Genomic DNA, 16,736 nt, shown 5'->3' on the forward strand with positions numbered 1-16,736 from the left:
CGCGGAGGCACCCTAGGCGCGGAGGAAGGCCAGCACCGCGAGCACCCTGCGGTGGGTGTCCTCGGCGGGCGGCAGGTCGAGTTTGCCGAGGATGTTGCCGATGTGTTTGCCGACGGCCGCCTCGGTGACCACGAGCGCACGGGCGATCGCCGCGTTCGACCGGCCCTCCGCCACCAGGGCGAGGACCTCTCGCTCGCGCGGGGTGAGCGCGGCGAGCGGGTCGCGGCGGCGGCGCAGCAGCTGCCGTACGACTTCGGGGTCGACGACCGTGCCGCCCGCGGCGACCCGGGCGATCGCGTCCAGGAACTCCTCGATCTGGCCGACCCGGTCCTTGAGGAGGTAGCCGACGCCGGTGCCGTCGCCCGCGTCGAGCAGTTCGGCGGCGTACGAGCGCTGGACGTACTGGCTGAGCACCAGCAGGGGCAGCGCCGGGCGCTCGGCGCGCAGGGCGAGGGCGGCGCGCAGGCCCTCGTCCTGGAAGCCGGGCGGCATGCGGACGTCGGTGACCACGATGTCCGGGTCGTGCTCCGTGACCGCGTCCCGCAGTGCGTCCGCGTCGCCGACCGCCGCGACGGTCTCGTGGCCGAACCGGGCCAGCAGGCCGATCAGGCCCTCGCGCAGGAGGACGCTGTCCTCGGCCAGAACTACTCGCAGGGGGCGGTCGGTTCGCTCTCTCTCGGTTCGCACGGGATCTCCACACGCAGCACGGTCGGCCCGCCCGGCGGGCTGGTGATCGTCAGTGTGCCATCGAGGACGGCGATACGGTCGGCGAGGCCGACAAGCCCGCTGCCCTTCGCCGCGGTCGCGCCGCCCCGGCCGTCGTCCCGCACTTCGATCTCCAGAACCCCGCGCAGCCGGCGGGCGGTGAGCCGCGCCCGGTCCGCGCCGCTGTGCTTGGCAGCGTTGGCGAGTGCCTCGCAGACCGCGAAGTACGCCGCGGTCTCGACGGACTGGTCGAGCCGCGGCAGCTCGACGTCGGCGTCCACAGGCAGGGCCGAGCGGTCGGCGGCGTCGGCGAGCGCGGGGCCGAGCCCGTAGTCGGCGAGCACCTGCGGATGGATGCCGTGGATGAGCCGGCGCAGCTCGGTGAGGACCTGACCGGCCTCGTCGTGCGCGGCCGCGATGCGGTCGGCGAGCGGCCCGGCGGGCGCGTCGAGGCGGGCGAGCCCGAGAGTCATCGTCAGGGCGACGAGCCGCTGCTGCGCGCCGTCGTGCAAGTCCCTTTCGATACGCCGCCGTTCGGCCTCGAATGCAGCGACCAGCCGGGCCCTGGACCGGGTCACCTCGCTCAGCCGGTCGCACAGCTCGCCCTCGCGGGGCGCGAGCAGCAGCCGGGTGAGCTGGGCCCGTGCTCCGGCCAGCGCGGCGAGCGGATGGAGGAGTACGGCGAGGAGTACGAGCCCGGCCGCGGCCGCCGCGAACGCCTGCGGGTACGACGTGACAAGGAAGGCCTTGGCGACCCGCGCCTCCTCCCCGTCGAGCGCCAGCTGCACGGGCGCGGCGGCCATCGCGGCGGGCAGCCCGATGGCGACGAGGACGGCGACCAGGTCGAGCGGCCACAGGACGAGCGCGTGCAGGAGCCCGTACGCGAGCTCCCGCCAGGTCGCCTGCTCACTGAGCCGCAGCCGCAGCCAGGCGCTGAGACCGGGTTCGGCGGGGGTGCGGTGCGGGCTGGGCGCGGGCCCGGCGTCGACGATCCGCAGCCTGCGCCGCTCGACGACGGCGAGGGCGACGCCCGCGAGGATCAGCAGCGGCAGCCCGACGAGGACGAGCGAGAACGCCACAAGCACGACGAGCGCGAGAAGAGCCGGAACGCCGGTGAGCGCGCTGGTCACCAGATACGTGCCCGAACGCCAGGGCCAGGCACTGCGCAGAAAGTCGCCCCTGGTCAGGGCCTGCCAGGGGCTGTGGGCGGCGGTCATGCGCCAACGGTAGGCGCCGACGCGCGCCCACGACCACGGTCCCTGCGGGCGGACGGGGGGTATGCCCAGCCCTACACCTGGGCCGCGCCCGGGGGCACCCGCCAGTCGGTGTGCAGGATGTCGCGGGCCGGCTCGGTCCCGCGCCGGGGCGGGTCGATGCCCGCCACGGCGGCCCCGGCCAAAGCCGCCGCGCGGGAGCCGCACGGTAACTGACTAGCTGTCAGAACTGAACGTCCGAGCAGGCGTAGAAGGCGTTCCCCGTGTCGTGCACGGTCCACACCGCCAGGATCAGATGCCTCCCCGAGCGCTGCGGGAGATTACCGGAGTGAGAGAGGGTTTCCGGCGGCTGGTTGCCGCCGTAGGGGACGGTCAGGAACGGCTGCGACTCGAGCGCCGCCCTGGTCAGCGGCTGGTTGGAGTTCCACCCGCTCTTGGTGATGAAGTACTTGAAGTCGGTCGTCCGGTGCCTGGCGGTGAACCGCCAGCGGAACGTGTAGTTCTGGCCGGACGAGACCTTGGTGGTGGGCCATGCCCCGCCGCGCGGATCGTCGAGCTGCGCGAACTGGCCGAGGCCGCCCGCGCAGATCCTTCCGTCTGCGGGACCCGCGCCCGGGAACCCCTTGGGGCCCTCGACGCTCTGCGGTTCCCATTGGATGGGGCCGCAGTTGGTGACCGTACCGTTGGCACAGAGCTTCTGGCGGCTGATGGGGGACTCGGTGTAGCCGTGGCTGCTGGCGCTGCCGCTGGCGAGCACGGTGGTGCCCGCCACGACGAGGCCGAGCACGGCCGCACTTATCTTCTTGCGCATGCTTCGCTCCAGGAGAACGTGGGGGTGTTCTGTGAGCCGTGCCGCACGCGTGCGTGTTGTACGAGAGTGCTTGTTCCGGTCTAGACCAAGTCCCAATGTATTGACGTGCGTTCATCATGTCCAGACCAATCGCTAACCCTCCCCTGCCCCGGAGCGCCCGTTGTAGAAGGCGACGGTGAGGTCCTTGACCAGAGCGTTGCGCTCATAGGCGTCGAGCTCGACGAGCCCGCGCGCGGTCAGCCTGTTCACCGTGTCGTCCACCGCGTCCACCACCGAAGTGAGCACGCTGTCCCGGTGCTTGGCGTCGATCGCCGCGATCCGCCGGCGCTGCATCGCGGCCGCCACCTCCGGCGCGTACTCGATCCCCGTCGGCTGCGCCGAGAAGACCTCGATCCCCGCCGGCACGCACTCCGCCGACAGCATCCGGGTCAGCGCGTCGCCGACCGCCTCGGCGTTGCGCAGCGTGGGGGTCCCTTCGGCGGAGGCAGAGGGAGCGTCCTCGTGAAGCACGTCGACCGGCAGCTGCGAGAGCACCCGCGCCACCGCCGACTCGACCTGCTCGGTCAGATAGCGCTCGTGGTCCTCGACGCCGAGCGCCGCCAGCGCGGTGTCCTCGACCCGCCACACCACGAGCACGACGACGCGCAGCGCGGTGCCGTTCGCGTCGACCGCGGGCATCGGATTGCTGCGCCAGTGCCGCAGCCGTACATCGACCCGGCGGCGCAGCACCAGCGGGCTCATCCACACCAGTCCCGTACGCCGCACAGTCCCGCCGTAGTCGCCGAAGAGGGTGAGCACCCAGGCGTATCCGACCTGTGCGCGCCCGAGCCCGCCGAGGGCGAAGAGCGCCAGCAGCACGCCGAGCGCGAGCAGGCACCACACGCCGAACCCGATGCCGTGGTACGGGTACGAGGTCAGCCCGAGCAGCCTGGTCACCCGGCCGGGCAGCGCCCCGGAACCCCACAGCAGCGCGCCGATCCCGGCGAGCGAGCACGCCCCGGCGACCGCCCCGGTCCAGCCGGGCAGCGCGGGCGCTGCCCGCTCGGCCAGGTCGGGGTCGACCGGCGGCGCGGACCGCTGCGGGACGGGGGGCGGCGGCGCGGGTCTGCCGACCTTGACCTTCGGCTGCTCGCCGGTTCCCTGCCGCCGCGCCACCATGGCGGAGCGCAGGTCGATCTGCTGGGTGTCGTCGTCACGGAAGAGGAGGTGCACCGGGATCTCGGTCGTCACCTCCTGGGCGATGACCGGGGTGCGCCGCGGGCTGTCGGGCGGCGCGCCGCCCTCCGGTTCCGACGTAGTTGGGTTCACTGCGATTCACCTCGCAAGAGTGGTCTGTTCAGACCCGCCGACCTGCTTTTCGGCGGGGGTCCGCCCCGTGGCGGAGCCGCTGTCGATGACAGCGCCCCCTGGGGCTCAGGTGAAGAGCCGTCGCCAGGTCTCGGGCCCGGGAATGCCATTGGCCGCGCCGCCGCGCCAGCCCTGGGCCCGCTGGAAGGCCTCGACATTGCGCCGGTCCTCCTCGCTCCACCGCGGTTCGGGGCTCGATGTGTAGTACTTGCCGAAGCCGCGCTTCACCAGCTGCCGGCCGAGCTGGGTGACGTACGCGTTGGACTGGCCGGGCCTGAAGAACTCTCGCCCCGGGTACTTCGGCGCCGCCGTCCTCGTGGCGCCGGGGCCGCCCGCGCCCACGGCCGGGATGTTCCTGCCCTGCTTGCTCGCCAGCCGCCGCCAGGTCTCAGGTCCCGGCAGGCCGTCCGCGTCCCTGCCCGCCCAGCCCTGGGCGAGCTGGAAAGCCTGGGTGGCCATCCGGTCCGACTCGCCCCACTGCGTCCCGGGCCCGTTGGGGTAGAAGTGCTTGCCGCCGCGCCCGGCGAGCATCTCGGCGAGCTGGGTGATGTAGGTGTTGCTCGCCCCGGGGCCGAAGGCGGTCAGGCCCGGATAGGCGTCGGCGGACGTCGCCCCGCTCACGGCGGCGGCCCCGCTCGCGGTGGCGGTGGCGGTGGCGGTCGCGGTGGCGGTCGCGGTCGCGGTGCTGGTGGCGGTCGCGGTGTCCGTGTCGGTGTCGGTGTCGGTGTCGGAAGAAGTCGCGGCGAGGCCCTTGTAGCGGTAGGGCACATACCGGTCGGCGTTGGTCCAGTACCCCATGGGCGTGGACTGCCTGCGGGTGTGCGGCTTCGTCTGTTCGTACGCGATGTAGTAGGTGTGCGTGTAGTCGGTCCAACCGCCGAAGATCGTGACGTGCGAACCCCTGGTCGGATTGTCCGGGTTGTGGAAGAGCAGGATGTCACCGGGCTGCAGCTGCTCGCGCGTGATCCTGTGGGCGAATGACGCGAGGCTGCCGGTCCACTCGTTGCCGGCCAGATTCCAGACCATCGAGACATAGCCCGAGCAGTCCTGGCGGTACCCGTCGGACCAGTACTTCTCCATGCTGTACGGGACCTTGGCGGTCAGCCATCGCTTGGCGCGGTTGATGATCTGGGCCCGGGTCATCTTGCGCAGCTTGGCGGGCGCGGTGCCCTGCGTGCCCGCGGGACCGCCAAGCGTCCCGCCGTGCAGCGGCCCGGAGCCGCCCTGCTCGGTGGCGGGCTCCGGGTCGGCGGCAGTGCGCGCGGGTGCGGCCCCGGCCCCGGAAGCGGCAGTGTGCGCGGCCTTCGGTGCGGCCGTCGATGCGGCCTTCGGCGCGGCGGGGGCCGCGTCGGCAATGGCGTGCGGGCGCGCGTGCCCCGCCGGGAAGTCGGCCGCGGCCGCCGCGCTCGTTCCCCCGCCGCCGAGCACCACGCCCGCCGCGGTGAACAGGACGAGCGCACGGCGGCAGCCGTGCGCCGTCGGGTGGCCTCCGGCGGCAAGAGCCCGTCGCTGCTGGGCGCACCCGGCGCAGTCGCAGTCGGCAGCGGGCTCGAACTCCTCGAATACCGGCACGGTCATACGTAAACCCTCCGCAGTAATGTCCAAACTGTCCCTTCTCGGCATATTTTGACGGTATGAAGGTAGTAAAAGAGGATCCGACAGGCCGGAACGATCAGATAATGGTCAGGAGCACTTCTCCCCGTCCGGTAAAGTTCTCCAGGTCAGCAGGCGCCGCTAGCTCAGTTGGTTAGAGCAGCTGACTCTTAATCAGCGGGTCCGGGGTTCGAGTCCCTGGCGGCGCACGCAGAGTCGAGGCCCCCTCATCACAGGTGAGGGGGCCTCGGTCGTTCCCGCGGCCATTTCCGCCCACCCCCGCACTCCCGTACACCCCTTCGGCAAGAGTCGCGTAAATCGCTTGTTTGACCGATTACGCCCCCTTTTCCACCCTTGCGGTCACAGCGGGGGTCGGAGAACCTGTTGGGGGCCAATGCCACCAATAGGGCATCCGTTAAGCGTAGTTGGGGGTGTTTTGGACGCAACGGGAATCGCTGCAACCGGCAGGTGACTGCTTTGTGTCTGTAGGGATGGTGGCCCGCCACTGATGCGTCCAGGGCCGCGGGTCCAGGGGGACCGCGCTCGGGACGGACCGACCGACCACATAACACGCAGCCAGCATGCGTGCGGGGGGATGACTCATGACGTCGACACCACGCGGCGCCCGGCAGCCCAACGACCCTTCCCGAACGGTTCAGCTCCGGATACCCGCGCATCTGCGCACCGGCGGCCACCGGCTGCGCCCCAAGAAGGCGCTGTCCCGGTACGACTACGAGCACTACAGCCGGCTCGCCGGACCCCTCACCAAGCCCGACCCGGCGAAGCCGTACACCGTGCAGTACCGCTCGCTGCTCTCGCAGGAGCCGCACCGCATTCAGGCCGCTCTGCTGCTCTGCGCGGCGCCGCTGGTGTCACTGGGCCTGTTCGCCTGGCTGATGCAGCCTCAGCACTGGACCGAGCGCGATCCGAACCTCAAGAACGACACGCTGCTCGTCCTCGACATCGTCATGCTCGTCTCGATCGGCCTGATCGAGCTCTTCCGCACGATGAACGTCCTGTCCAACGCGCACGCGACGCTGGTCGCGCGTGACCCCGTCCCGGTGGTGCCCGAGCCCGGCACCAGGGTCGCCTTCCTCACCTCCTTCGTACCGGGCAAGGAGCCCCTGGAGATGGTGACCAAGACCCTGGAGGCGGCCGTCAGGCTCCGCCACCGCGGGCTGATGCACGTCTGGCTGCTCGACGAGGGCGACGACCCCGACGTCAAGGCGGTCTGCGCACGCCTCGGCGTCCACCACTTCTCCCGCAAGGGCGTCCCGCACTGGAACCAGGCCAAGGGCGCGCACCGGGCCAGGACCAAGCACGGCAACTACAACGCCTGGCTCCAGGCGCACGGCGACGACTACGACTTCTTCGCCTCCGTCGACACCGATCATGTCCCGCTGCCCAACTATCTGGAGCGGATGCTCGGTTACTTCCGCGACCCGGACGTCGGCTTCGTCATCGGGCCGCAGGTGTACGGCAATTACGACACGTTCGTCACCAAGGCCGCCGAGTCGCAGCAGTTCCTCTTCCACGCCCTGATCCAGCGCGCGGGCAACCGCTACGGCGCGCCCATGTTCGTCGGCACCTCCAACGCCGTACGGATCAAGGCGATCAAGCAGATCGGCGGCCTGTACGACTCGATCACCGAGGACATGGCCACGGGGTTCGAGATGCACCGCGCCCGCAACCCCGAGTCCGGCAACAGATGGCGCTCGGTCTACACCCCGGACGTGCTCGCCGTCGGCGAGGGCCCGACCGCCTGGACGGACTTCTTCACCCAGCAGCTGCGCTGGTCCCGCGGTACGTACGAGACGATCCTCAAGCAGTACTGGAAGGGCTTCTACTCGCTGCCCGCGGGCAAGCTCTTCAACTACACGATGATGATCATCTTCTACCCGATGTCCGCCCTCAACTGGATTCTGGCGGCGCTGAGTTGTGCGCTGTTCCTGGGCGTGGGCGCCTCGGGTGTGCAGATCGACCCGGTGATCTGGATGATGCTGTACGGCAATGCCTCGGCCCTCCAGATCGGCCTCTACATCTGGAACCGCCGCCACAATGTCTCGCCGCACGAGCCCGAGGGCTCCGGTGGACTCGCGGGCATGATGATGTCCGCGCTCTCCGCGCCGGTCTACGCACGCTCGCTGATGGACGCCGTACTGCGCCGCAAGAGCTCGTTCGTCGTGACCCCCAAGGGCGACTCGTCCAGTCCGGACACGCTCTTCGGCACCTTCCGGATCCATCTCTTCTTCATCCTCGTCTTCGGCGGATCGCTCGGCTCCTCCTTCTACTTCGGGCACGACCATCCGGCGATGATCATCTGGGCCACGCTGGCGCTGCTGATCACGGCGGCGCCCATCGTCGCCTGGCGGCACGGCATCCGCGCGGAGAAGAAGAAGCGCGGCAAGCGGGAGGACGGCGGGCAGCCGCCGGCCGGGCACCCTCAGGCCCATGTGCCGCAGCAGCGGCAGGGCGCCGCTGCCGAACAGACCGCCGCTGCCGATCAGACCATGCAGATCGCCATTGGGGGACGTGAGAAGTGAACTACTACCCTCCAAGCCGCGGCCGCGCCCGCCGCATGGCGACAGGTGCGGCGGTTGTGGTGACGCTGGCCGCGTTCAACGGGCCCGCGCTGTGGCGGTTCGGCTCGGAGCAGTACCACGACTTCAAGATCAACCAGCCGGACTACAAGGCCGAGAACGGCCATTGGGACCATCTTGACGTCCCCTCCGAGTACCGCATCAACACCATCCACGCGGCCCTGCTGCACACCGGCAAAGTGCTGCTGATCGCCGGCTCGGGCAACAACCAGAAGAACTTCGACGCGAAGAAGTTCGAGTCGGTGCTGTGGGACCCGGAGACCGATGAGTTCAAGAAGATCCCCACACCCAAGGACATGTTCTGCGCCGGGCACACCCAGCTGCCCGACGGGAAGCTGCTGGTCGCGGGCGGCACAAAGCGGTACGAGAAGCTCAAGGGCGATGTGACCAAGGCCGGCGGACTGATGATCGTCCACAACGAGGACCCGGACAAGCCCAAGACACTGCCCGCGGGCACCAGGTTCACCGGCAAGGAGAACGGCAAGACCTTCGTCTCCAGGGACCCCGTCCTGGTGGAGAAGGCGAAGAAGATCTTCGACAAGAACACCGGCAGGTTCCTGCGGACCGAGGCGGGGCTCGGCCGGATCTATGTCGAGGCCGAGGCGTCGGGCAAGGACTACGAGACCGGCACCGAGGACAACTACCGGGTGCAGGGCCTGAGGGGCTCCGACGCCCGCAATGTCTACGGCATCGCGCAGAAGCTCGCGCTCGACAAGAAGGACTTCCAGGGCATCAAGGAGGCCTACGAGTTCGACCCGGTGGCGGAGAAGTACATCACCGTCGACCCGATGAACGAGGCCCGCTGGTACCCCACGCTGACCACCCTGAAGGACGGCAAGGTCCTCTCGCTCTCCGGTCTCGACGAGATCGGGCAGATCGTCCCCGGCAAGGACGAGATCTACGACCCGAAGACCAGGACCTGGAAGTACACCGGGATCATCAGGAAGTTCCCCACCTACCCGGCGATCTTCCTGATGGACAACGGCAAGCTCTTCTACTCCGGCTCCAACGCCGGATACGGACCGGCCGACGTGGGCCGTGAGCCGGGCGTCTGGGACCTGGCAACGAACGAGTTCGACAAGATCCCCGGCCTGAGCGACCCCGACAGGATGGAGACCTCCGCGACGGTCATGCTGCCGCCCGCCCAGGACCAGCGGTTCATGGTCATCGGCGGCGGCGGGGTCGGCGAGTCCGAGAAGTCCAGCGAGAAGTCCCGTCTGGTGGACCTCAGGGAGAACAACGCCCGCTTCACAGACGGCGCTTCGCTGGAGAAGGGCACCCGCTATCCGAGCGCTTCGCTGCTGCCGGACGACTCCGTCCTGGTCACCGGGGGCTCGTCGGACTACCGGGGGCGCGGCGGCTCCAATGTCCTCCAGGCGCGTACGTACGACCCGAAGTCCGGTACGTACAAGCGGGTTGCCGACCCCCAGGTGGGGCGCAACTACCACTCGGGCTCGGTGCTGCTCCCGGACGGCCGCGTCATGATCTTCGGTTCGGACTCGCTGTTCGCGGACAAGGCCAACACCAAGCCGGGCGTCTTCGAGCAGCGCATCGAGATCTACACCCCGCCGTATCGCTACCGGGGCTCGAGGCCCGAGGTGAGCGGCGGCCCGAAGTCGATCGAGCGCGGAGAGAGCGGCGAGTTCAAGGTGAAGACGGGCGGCCCGGTGAAGTCGGCCAAGCTGATGCGGCCGAGCGCTGTCACGCATGTCACCGATGTCGATCAGCGCTCCATCGCGCTCGGCATGAAGAGGACGGCGGACGGCATCCGGGTCACCGTGCCCAGGAACCGGGCGCTGGTGCCGTCCGGGTGGTACATGCTCTTTGTGACGGACGAGAAGGGGACGCCGTCCGAGGGCGTGTGGGTCGAGGTCCCATAACTGGGGCTCCGCCCCAGACCCCCGTACGGCCTTCGGCCCCGGGCGGAGCCCCGAAATCAGCCTCGCCGGCGTTTGAGGCGCGGGGTCCGGGGCGGAGCCCCGGTTACGGGAAGGGGCCCGCGCCGCCTAGTTCGTCGCGCGGGCCAGGCCGAGCGCATACTCCGGCCACCACTCCCCCGCCTTGGGCCCACCCCTGCAGTCCCCGTCCGACTCCCCCGGGCGCTTCACCCACAGATACGCGTCGACCCGCGGGTCGCCCGTGTCGGTGGTCGGCGCCTCGCCGAGCGCGCGGCCCGGCGGATTGCACCAGTTCTCCTTAGGATCGCCGCCGGTGTACGCGCCGTTGCCGTTGCGGCTTGTGTCGATGACGAAGTGCTTGCCGCCGACCTTCGCGGAGAGCTTCTGGCCGAACTCCTTGCTCGCTGCGGTCGGATAGAAGTTGGAGACATTGACGGCGAAGCCGTCCGCCTTGTCGATGCCCGCCCGCTGGAGCGGGTCGAAGAGCGCGTCGGGCTGGGACCAGCCGGCGTTGCCCGCGTCCAGGTACACCTTGGTGTTCGGCTGCTGCTTCAGCCGCTCCACAGCGCCCTTGAGCAGGTCGAACCGCTCCTCGTGGAACTCCTGCGGCGTACAGGAGTCCACCAGATGCAGGACCGCGTCCGGCTCCAGGATCACCGTGGCCCGCCGGTCGCCGATGCCCGTCGCGACCTGGTCGACCCAAGCGCGGTAGGCGTTGCCGTCGGCCGCGCCGCCCTTGGAGAACTGTCCGCAGTCGCGGTGCGGGATGTTGTAGAGCACCAGCAGCGCGTCCCGGTCGGCTTTGGCGGCCGCCTCGGTGTAGCCCTTGGCCTCGGCCCCGGGGTTGTCCGGGCCGATCCACTCGCCGACCGGCTGATCGGCGATCTTCTTGATCAGCTCGGCGTTCTTGTCGTCGCCGTCCTTGCGGTAGGCGGCGACCTGCTTGGCGGCGTTGCCGTCGGGGTTGACCCAGTACGGATCGTTCCCCTTGGGCTGCTGGCTCACCGCCGGTCTCCTGTCGTTGCCGTCGTCGGAGGAACAGCCGGCGAGCAACAGCACCGCCCCCGCCGCGACCGCCCCCGCCCTGGCACGTCGGCCGGACCAACTACCGTACATCCACTCCCCCTTGCGGCCGGACAAGTCAGGTCGAATCCATCGTGGCACACCCCGGCGGAGGGTCACGAGCCCCGCCGGAGCACCGTGGACAGGCTGTGACAACGCGGCGGACGGGAGAGGACGGGAACGGGGGCACGGGGCGCACGGGGCGCACGGGGGAGGCGAAGACTTCGCGACATGGCGTCATTCAGCCTCTAGGCCGGGCCCGTTCGCGGCCCTAGAGTGTCCGGCAAACCGCCCCGGCCGCTGGCGGGACCGCAACCGGACCTTCCCGCACCTCCCGCGCCGGCGCCGGGCTTCTCCCGCAGCCCGAGCACCCGCGGTTGAGGACCCGGCTCGGCCGACGGCTCCGGGGGGAGTATGTCGTCGGCCGAGCCAGGTTGCAGACAGCGCCCGTCCGGCGGCGGAGGACTCCCCTAACCCTTGGTGACCCCGGTCAGGTAGGCAGAGACGACCACGTTGGCGGTGTACGCGCGGGTCTCGCGGTCGAAGGTGCCGCCGCAGGTGATCAGCCGCAGCTCCGCGCGCCCGTCCTTGCGCGGGCCGTAGACCTTCTGCGCGTCGAACCGGTCCTGGTCGACCACCTGGACGTCGTCGATGGTGAACTCCGCGACCGAGCCGTCGGCCCTGGTGACCCGGACTTTCTCGCCCGGCCGGGCCGAGCTCAGACCGTAGAAGACGGCCGGTTTCGTCTCGGTGTCGACATGGCCGACGAGCAGCGCCGTGCCCGCCGCGCCCGGCTGCGTACCGCTGTCGTACCAGCCGACCGTGTGCGGCATGGCGTACGGCGGCGGATCCACGGCGCCTGTGACGTCCAGGCCGCGCGGGACGACCGGGGCGCTGATCCCTATCGACGGAATGGCCACCTGGTCCGGCCTGGCCGGGGCCAGCGGGTCGTGGGCGGGTGGCAGCGGCACGCCCAGCGGCCGGCCGACCGCGGCAACGTCGCCGGTGGTGGGCGCGGAGCTTCCGCCGAGGCCGCCGGTCATCTCACGGCCCCAGAGCCAGAGCCCGAGCAGGAGTACCGCCCAGGCCACTCCGGTGAGCAGCCGGCCGTTCCCGGCCGGGCGATCGGCGGAGGACATGTCAGTCCGAATCCGATCGGCGCCGCCGTGAGCTGCGGAAAGCCACGGCGACCGCTGCCGCGCCCGCGAGCACCAGGCCGATCACGGTGTGCGGGATGCCGGGGCCGGCCTCGGCCGGGTCCGGCGGGCCTTCGGCCGCGAGGGCGGTGCCGCCGCCGCCCGCGCGAACCGGGGCGAAGGGCGTCGAGTCGTCGGTCGGCTCGTACGACTCCTCCTCGTACGAGTCCTCCTCGTCCGACTCCTCCGTGGGCTCGTACGACTGCTCCGTCGGATGGTCCCCCCGCTTGGTCGACTCTTCCGGCCGCTTGGTCGACTCGTCCCCCCGCTTGGTCGACTCTTCCGGCCGCTTGGTCGACTCGTCCCGCCGCTTGGTCGACTCCTCTGCACGCTTGGTCGGCTCGTCCCGCCGCTTGGTCGACTCGTCCGCCCGCTTGGTCGGCTCGTCCGCCCGCTTCGTCGGCTCGTGCGGCCGCTCCGTCTGATGGTCCGCCCGCTTGGCCGGCTCGTTCGGCTGCTCTGTCGGCTGGTTGTAGACGACCTGGACGCGGGCCGATACCGGGTGCTCACGACCGTCGCAGGTGACGCCGATGTCGTACGTGCCGGGCTCCACGGAGGATTTCACGGTCGTCTCGCCGAACAGCTGGGTGCCCGCACCATTGCGGCTTGCGAGCGCGGCGTACGCGACGAACCCCTGGGACCTGGCAGCTCCGGTCATGCCCTGGCAACCGGAGACGAGGACCTCCACCTCGCCGCCGGGGGCGACCTTGGACGGGACGACCGTGACCTTCACGGAATCGGCGGCGTACGCGGCCGCGGCGGCCGGCGCCAGGACGAGCACGGCAGCCACTCCTGCGGCACGGAAAGTAACCAAACCTGAACGCATCGTGAACCTCCTGATACGGAAAGATTCACGCGTCCGGGCCGTTTTCGCATCCGCAGGAGCGGCTCAGTAGTCCGATTGAGCCCTCTGACGTGCTCAGATGCGGTCGACGAGATCCGCGATCGAGTCGACGACCTTGGAAGGCCGGAAGGGATACCGGTCGACGGCCGCGGGGGTGGTGAGCCCGGTGAGCACCAGGAAGGTCTCCATACCCGCTTCCAGTCCGGCCAGCACGTCGGTGTCCATCCGGTCGCCGATCATCGCGCTGGTCTCGGAGTGCGCGCCGATGGCGTTCAGCCCGGTCCGCATCATCAGCGGGTTCGGCTTGCCCGCGAAGTACGGGTCCTTGCCGGTCGCCTTGGTGATCAGCGCCGCGACCGCGCCGGTGGCGGGCAGCGGGCCCTCGGCGGAGGGGCCGGTCTCGTCCGGGTTGGTGCAGATGAACCGGGCCCCGGCGTTGATCAGCCGGATCGCCTTGGTGAGCGCCTCGAAGCTGTACGTACGGGTCTCGCCGAGCACCACATAGTCGGGGTCGTGGTCGGTCAGGACATAGCCGATGTCGTGCAGGGCGGTGGTCAGACCCGCCTCACCGATGACGTACGCCGTGCCGCCGGGACGCTGGTCGTCCAGGAACTGCGCGGTGGCCAGCGCCGAGGTCCAGATGTTCTCCACGGGCACGTCCAGGCCCATCCGGGCCAGCCGTGCGTGCAGGTCGCGCGCCGTGTAGATGGAGTTGTTGGTCAGCACCAAGAACGGCTTCCCGGTCTCCCGCAGCCTCTTGATGAAAGCATCGGCGCCCGGGATCGGCACGCCCTCGTGGATCAGGACACCATCCATGTCGGTGAGCCAGGATTCGATCGGCTTGCGCTCTGCCATCAGACGGACTCCTGCCATACGCAGTGTGCTGTGGACGCCGGAGGCACGGCCCTGTGGGTCTCCGGCGTCCCCAGCCTAGTCAGGCTGGGCTGACCTTGACCCCGTCGATGACCGGACGGGTTCGGCATGGACCTGAACTGACCAGACGCGTCGCGAAGTTCGAGTCCGCCCTCAGTTCCGGTTGCCCAGGTGCACCGTCCTGCATCTCCCGGGGGATAACCCCCGGACCCCCAGCAGAACCGCCCGCGGGCGGCCCTCAGCCCCCGTTGCACCAGGGGATGTTCGCAGATGTACGTGAACGATCAGCGTTGACCCTTGCGCCGCCACCGGGACGCGAGCACCAGGGCCCCGGTGCCCAGCAGGACCGCGCCGAAGGCGGCGCCGAGCAGGAGCAGGGAGCCGGTGCCGGGGCCGGTGGCTGCGAGCTCGTCCCGGGTGACGCCGGCGTCGATGCCGGAGCCGTCGCCGCCGAGGACGGCGAATCGGTAGTCGCCGGACTCCCCGACCCAGTCGCCGTCGTCGCCCTGCCGCTGGACGACCGCGGCGTTGACCGTGACCTCGTTGGGCGGGGCATCGGTGGCGAGCCGGAACCGGACCTTGGCGGTGACCGACTTGCGGGCCGGGACGGCGAAGCCGGGGAAACGGCCCTCGCCGTCGAGTACGCCGACGACCTCGCCCTCGGCGGTCGTCTCGAGGACGACGGGGCGCCAGAGGGCGGCCTCGTCGTCGTAGAACTCCAGCGTGATCCGGGCCGGGGTGAGACCGGGGTCGCGTCCGGTGAAGATGATCACGGGGTGGATGTTCTGGCAGGCCTCGCCGGTGGTGTTCGCGAGGTCGACGGACCAGGGCTCGAAGCCGCCGCCGGGGCGGTGGACGGACGCGCCGCCGTGGACGCGGGTGTCGATGGGGAAGTCGGGGTCGGCTGCCTTTCCGCAGGTGGGCTGCCGGTCGGCGGGGCGGTTCTCCTGCTGGGTGGGGAGGGCGGTGGCGGCGGGCGACTCACCGGGCTTGTCCGTGGGCGGGGCCGGCGGTGTGGCCGCGGGCGCGGCGATGGCGTCGGCGCCGGGGCGCGCGGCCAGGCCCCCGGTCATGAAAGCCGCCGCCGTCCCGGTGAGCGCGGCCGTCCCAGTGATCGCCGCCGTCCCAGTCATCGCGGCCGTCGCCGTCGAGCTGGTGAGCGCCGTGTCGGCCGCGGGGCGCGCGGCCACGGGGCGCGCGGCCACGGGAGCGGCTGCCGTCACTGCCGTCGCCGGCGTCGCCGCTGTCGCGGTCGCGGCGGTGAGCGCCGCGGGCGCGATGGCGGCTGCGGTGACGCCGACGGTGAGGGCATAGCGCAGTCGCATGAGGGGCCTTTGCTGATCGCCTACGGCTGGGGGATCGCCCGGCCGTGCCCCAAAACCTTCCCCCCGCGCGCGCGTGGGGACACGGCTCCGGCTCTCCTTAGGGCCGAACAGCCGCGCAACTCCGCCCTATCAGCGTATTTTCGGTCCGGCAGGTGACGCCTCTGCGCGGCCGAACAGGGGCGCGAGCACCAGCTGCGCGGCGCCCTCCGCGACGACGTGTGCGCCGCCTTCGGCGAGGGCCACGGGGACGCGGACGCGCTCGCCGACTCCCCGTACGAACGGCTCGGCCGCCGCGGTCACGGCCCGGCCGCCGAGCAGCACCCGGTCGATGTCGAGCAGCTCGACGAGGTTCGCGGCGCCGATCCCGAGAACACCCGCGGCCCGGTCGATGTCGCCACGCCCGACGGCGGCGAGGCAGAGCGCCTCGATACAGCCACTCCTGCCGCAGCCGCACTCGGGTCCGTCGAGCTGGATGACCTGATGTCCGAACTCCCCCGCCCCGGTGCGCGCGCCCCGGTAGAGCGCCCCGCCGAGTACGAGGCCCGCGCCCAGCCCCGTACCGAGATGGAGATACGCGAACGAGTCCCCGGGCCCACGCAGGGCGAGTCCGAGGGCAGCGGCGTTGGTGTCCTTGTCGAGCACGACGGGCAATCCGAGCCGCGCACCGAGAGCGTCCCGGAGCGGGAACCCGTCCCACTCGGGAAACCCGGTGACGCGACGGGGCACGCCGGCCCAGTGGTCGAGCGGCCCGGGCATGGCAACCCCGACACCGAGCACGCGCCCGGCCGACGGGACCGCCTCGGCCTCCGCCGTCGCCGTCGTCGCCAGGACCGCCTCGATCTCCGCCGCCGCAGCCTCCAGGACCGCCTCCGCCCCCGCCCCCAGGTCCAGCGGCACCGTACGCGCCGCGACCAGCGTTCCCGACAGGTCCAGCAGGACCGTCGTCAGCTCGTCGCGGTCCAGGTGCAGGCCCATCGCGTGCCCCGCCGACGGGACCAGGCGCAGCAGCGTGCGCGGCTTGCCTCCGGTCGACGCGCGGCGGCCCGCGTCCACCACCAGGCCACCCTCACGCAGGCGCGCGGTGATCTTGCTGACCGCCTGCGGAGTGAGCCCGGTGCGCTCGGCCAGTTCGATCCGGCTGATGCCGCCCTCCCCGGCCGTACGCAGCAGATCGAGCACCAGTGCCGCGTTGTGGCTGCGCAGCACAGGCAGATTCGCTCCATTGACGGTCCTGTTCACGGACCCATTGTCCCCTGCGCTTGCACTTT

13 protein-coding genes and 1 tRNA gene are annotated in these 16,736 nt (G+C 70.8%); 3 read left to right on the top strand and 11 right to left on the bottom strand.

Annotation, left to right across the window (positions count from 1 at the left end; all coding sequences use genetic code 11):
- Positions 1 to 12: 12 nt before the first annotated feature.
- The 5 genes from ACZ3H8_RS24180 to ACZ3H8_RS24200 all read right to left on the bottom strand — a co-directional run bounded on the left by ACZ3H8_RS24180 (position 13) and on the right by ACZ3H8_RS24200 (position 5,655).
- Complete coding sequence (locus ACZ3H8_RS24180) at positions 13 to 687, bottom strand: response regulator (RefSeq protein WP_467405073.1); 675 nt, start codon at positions 685 to 687, stop codon at positions 13 to 15.
- The gene (locus tag ACZ3H8_RS24185; protein ID WP_467405074.1) at positions 645 to 1,922 is read right to left on the bottom strand and encodes a sensor histidine kinase; all 1,278 of its coding nucleotides are present in this window, start codon (positions 1,920 to 1,922) and stop codon (positions 645 to 647) included. Before ACZ3H8_RS24185 ends, ACZ3H8_RS24180 begins: the two co-directional genes overlap by 43 nt.
- A 220-nt stretch (positions 1,923 to 2,142) precedes the next feature.
- On the bottom strand, positions 2,143 to 2,730 hold the full coding sequence (locus tag ACZ3H8_RS24190; protein WP_467405077.1) for a lytic polysaccharide monooxygenase auxiliary activity family 9 protein: 588 nt from the start codon (positions 2,728 to 2,730) through the stop codon (positions 2,143 to 2,145).
- Between the two features lie 132 nt (positions 2,731 to 2,862).
- The gene (locus ACZ3H8_RS24195) at positions 2,863 to 4,038 is read right to left on the bottom strand and encodes an SPFH domain-containing protein (RefSeq protein WP_467405078.1); all 1,176 of its coding nucleotides are present in this window, start codon (positions 4,036 to 4,038) and stop codon (positions 2,863 to 2,865) included.
- A 105-nt stretch (positions 4,039 to 4,143) separates the two neighbouring features.
- Complete coding sequence (locus tag ACZ3H8_RS24200; RefSeq protein ID WP_467405081.1) at positions 4,144 to 5,655, bottom strand: peptidoglycan-binding protein; 1,512 nt, start codon at positions 5,653 to 5,655, stop codon at positions 4,144 to 4,146.
- Positions 5,656 to 5,805: 150 nt separating this feature from the next.
- Here ACZ3H8_RS24200 and ACZ3H8_RS24205 point away from each other — a divergent pair.
- The 3 genes from ACZ3H8_RS24205 to glxA all read left to right on the top strand — a co-directional run bounded on the left by ACZ3H8_RS24205 (position 5,806) and on the right by glxA (position 10,150).
- Positions 5,806 to 5,879, top strand: a tRNA-Lys gene (locus ACZ3H8_RS24205).
- Between the two features lie 393 nt (positions 5,880 to 6,272).
- Positions 6,273 to 8,213 carry a glycosyltransferase family 2 protein gene (locus ACZ3H8_RS24210; RefSeq protein ID WP_467405083.1) on the top strand — a complete coding sequence of 647 codons (1,941 nt, stop codon included), beginning with the start codon at positions 6,273 to 6,275 and terminating at the stop codon, positions 8,211 to 8,213.
- Complete coding sequence (gene glxA, locus ACZ3H8_RS24215; protein WP_467405086.1) at positions 8,210 to 10,150, top strand: radical copper oxidase GlxA; 1,941 nt, start codon at positions 8,210 to 8,212, stop codon at positions 10,148 to 10,150. Before ACZ3H8_RS24210 ends, glxA begins: the two co-directional genes overlap by 4 nt.
- A gap of 126 nt (positions 10,151 to 10,276) precedes the next feature.
- On the opposite strand, the gene ACZ3H8_RS24220 is transcribed toward glxA, so the two are convergent.
- The 6 genes from ACZ3H8_RS24220 to ACZ3H8_RS24245 form a co-directional block, all read right to left on the bottom strand.
- A complete protein-coding gene (locus ACZ3H8_RS24220; protein WP_467405088.1) occupies positions 10,277 to 11,284 on the bottom strand; it encodes a glycoside hydrolase family 6 protein in 1,008 nt (335 codons plus the stop codon).
- A 416-nt stretch (positions 11,285 to 11,700) separates the two neighbouring features.
- Positions 11,701 to 12,369: a class F sortase gene (locus tag ACZ3H8_RS24225; RefSeq protein ID WP_467405090.1), complete on the bottom strand. Its 669-nt coding sequence runs from the start codon at positions 12,367 to 12,369 to the stop codon at positions 11,701 to 11,703.
- Between the two features lies 1 nt (position 12,370).
- Positions 12,371 to 13,252: a hypothetical protein gene (locus tag ACZ3H8_RS24230; protein ID WP_467405092.1), complete on the bottom strand. Its 882-nt coding sequence runs from the start codon at positions 13,250 to 13,252 to the stop codon at positions 12,371 to 12,373.
- 93 nt (positions 13,253 to 13,345) lie between these two features.
- Complete coding sequence (locus ACZ3H8_RS24235; protein WP_467405093.1) at positions 13,346 to 14,125, bottom strand: HAD-IIA family hydrolase; 780 nt, start codon at positions 14,123 to 14,125, stop codon at positions 13,346 to 13,348.
- Between the two features lie 302 nt (positions 14,126 to 14,427).
- Positions 14,428 to 15,468: a hypothetical protein gene (locus tag ACZ3H8_RS24240; protein ID WP_467405096.1), complete on the bottom strand. Its 1,041-nt coding sequence runs from the start codon at positions 15,466 to 15,468 to the stop codon at positions 14,428 to 14,430.
- A 129-nt stretch (positions 15,469 to 15,597) separates the two neighbouring features.
- A complete protein-coding gene (locus ACZ3H8_RS24245) occupies positions 15,598 to 16,707 on the bottom strand; it encodes an ROK family transcriptional regulator (protein ID WP_467405097.1) in 1,110 nt (369 codons plus the stop codon).
- Positions 16,708 to 16,736 lie beyond the last annotated feature (29 nt).

Source organism: Streptomyces sp. NPDC002868, assembly GCF_055563295.1.

Excerpts from the sequence above, each read along its gene's own strand:
- ACZ3H8_RS24185 (WP_467405074.1), bottom strand. The coding sequence starts at position 1,922 with ATGACCGCCGCCCACAGCCCCTGGCAGGCCCTGACCAGGGGCGACTTT.
- ACZ3H8_RS24190 (WP_467405077.1), bottom strand. The coding sequence starts at position 2,730 with ATGCGCAAGAAGATAAGTGCGGCCGTGCTCGGCCTCGTCGTGGCGGGC.
- ACZ3H8_RS24200 (WP_467405081.1), bottom strand. The coding sequence starts at position 5,655 with ATGACCGTGCCGGTATTCGAGGAGTTCGAGCCCGCTGCCGACTGCGAC.
- ACZ3H8_RS24210 (WP_467405083.1), top strand. The coding sequence starts at position 6,273 with ATGACGTCGACACCACGCGGCGCCCGGCAGCCCAACGACCCTTCCCGA.
- ACZ3H8_RS24220 (WP_467405088.1), bottom strand. The coding sequence starts at position 11,284 with ATGTACGGTAGTTGGTCCGGCCGACGTGCCAGGGCGGGGGCGGTCGCG.
- ACZ3H8_RS24225 (WP_467405090.1), bottom strand. The coding sequence starts at position 12,369 with ATGTCCTCCGCCGATCGCCCGGCCGGGAACGGCCGGCTGCTCACCGGA.
- ACZ3H8_RS24230 (WP_467405092.1), bottom strand. The coding sequence starts at position 13,252 with ATGCGTTCAGGTTTGGTTACTTTCCGTGCCGCAGGAGTGGCTGCCGTG.
- ACZ3H8_RS24235 (WP_467405093.1), bottom strand. The coding sequence starts at position 14,125 with ATGGCAGAGCGCAAGCCGATCGAATCCTGGCTCACCGACATGGATGGT.
- ACZ3H8_RS24240 (WP_467405096.1), bottom strand. The coding sequence starts at position 15,468 with ATGCGACTGCGCTATGCCCTCACCGTCGGCGTCACCGCAGCCGCCATC.